Origin of the sequence: Paenibacillus thermoaerophilus (genome assembly GCF_005938195.1) — a bacterium.
GTDB classification, from domain to species: domain Bacteria; phylum Bacillota; class Bacilli; order Paenibacillales; family Reconciliibacillaceae; genus Paenibacillus_W; species Paenibacillus_W thermoaerophilus.
The window spans coordinates 1-1,559 of the sequence record NZ_VCQZ01000055.1 but is presented as its reverse complement, the minus strand read 5'-3'; the positions used below and the strand labels follow the sequence as shown (position 1 = coordinate 1,559).

Sequence of the window (1,559 nt, the reverse complement as noted above, 5' to 3'; positions counted from 1 at the left end):
TTAGACCCCCATGCCGCTAATGCGGCACCAGCAGATGATGAAAATGGGCGAATGCGGTACAATATTCCTGCGGCTGGTGGAGGGAGGTCGTTGTTTCTTGGTGCTGCGAGCCCGACTCTTAGACGGACCCCAACGACCAGGTGCACCACAGATTGTCGCTCCTTCGGGAAGCACGCGGGATAGAATGGCCCATGTGTGGTCGTTGCACCAGCCCTCAATCGACAAAGCCGCAAGGAGATTGTCCATCATGGATGTCGTCTACAGCCATGTCTGTGGACTGGATGTCCACAAAAAGACGGTCGTGGCCTGCATTATCACGCCGGACGAGAAAGAAATCCGCACATTCTCGACCATGACCGACGATCTGTTGCAGATGGTGGACTGGATCAAGAGCAAAGGTTGCACCCACGCCGCCATGGAAAGCACCGGTTCCTACTGGAAACCCGTCTATAACCTGTTGGAGACGGAAGAGATTCAAACCTTGGTCGTCAATGCGCAGCATATCAAGCATGTTCCCGGACGAAAAACCGATGTGAAGGATGCCGAGTGGATCGCTTCGTTGCTCCGGCATGGATTGCTCCGAGGCAGCTTCATTCCGCCACGTGATCAACGGGAGCTTCGCGAGTTGATCCGATACCGCCGTAGTCTGATCGAGGAGCGGGCACGAGAAGTCAACCGGATTCAGAAAGTGCTGGAAGGCGCCAACATCAAACTGTCGTCGGTAGCCAGCGATATTCTGGGCAAATCGGCGCGTGCGATGATCGAAGCGCTGATAGCCGGTAACGTTGATCCGGAATCCTTGTCGGAGTTGGCACTTCGGCGTCTGAAGAACAAGAAAGCGGATCTCCAGCGCGCGCTCAAAGGACTGATCGGCCCGCACCAACGGTTGATGCTCCAAACCCAACTGCGGCACGTCGATGAACTGGACGCGCTGATTCAACAGTTGGACGAGGAGATCAAGAGGCGGATGCTCCCTTTTGAGGAAGACCTGGAGCGGCTGGACACCATTCCCGGGGTGGCCCGGCGGACGGCGGAACAAATTGTCGCTGAAACGGGTACCGACATGAGCCGCTTTCCGTCTGCCGCTCATTTGTGTTCGTGGGCGGGGTTGGCTCCAGGGAACAACGAAAGTGCTGGGAAACGAAAGTCCGGGCGAACGACCAAAGGGAATCCGAAGCTTCGGAGCGCTCTCATCGAGGCGGCACGGGCAGCAGTCCGAACGAAACACACGTATCTGTCCAGTCTATATCATCGCATTGCCGCCAGACGAGGGGCCAATCGGGCGGCTGTGGCGGTGGCCCATCGGATCCTGACCATCGTCTACCATCTGCTAAAGGAAAAACAGGTTTACAACGAACTGGGGCCTCATTATTACGAAGAACGCCGGCGTGAACAGATGGCCCGACAAGCGATACGGAAGTTGGAAATGTTAGGATATGACGTTATGGTAAAAGAACGGGAGCAAACCGCATAATCCCCTATCATTTTCCAATTTGAAGCGATGTAACGGTGGGTTGGCCTTTTTGTGCTTTTTAGCGACTATTATTTTCGGGATAGAA

General features: G+C 55.1%; 1 protein-coding gene. It reads left to right on the top strand.

Annotated features, from left to right (window positions below; translation table 11 throughout):
• Positions 1-247: 247 nt before the first annotated feature.
• Positions 248-1,474 (top strand): IS110 family RNA-guided transposase, encoded by a 1,227-nt coding sequence (locus FE781_RS17295; protein WP_138790840.1) that lies wholly within the window; start codon positions 248-250, stop codon positions 1,472-1,474.
• Positions 1,475-1,559: the final 85 nt, after the last annotated feature.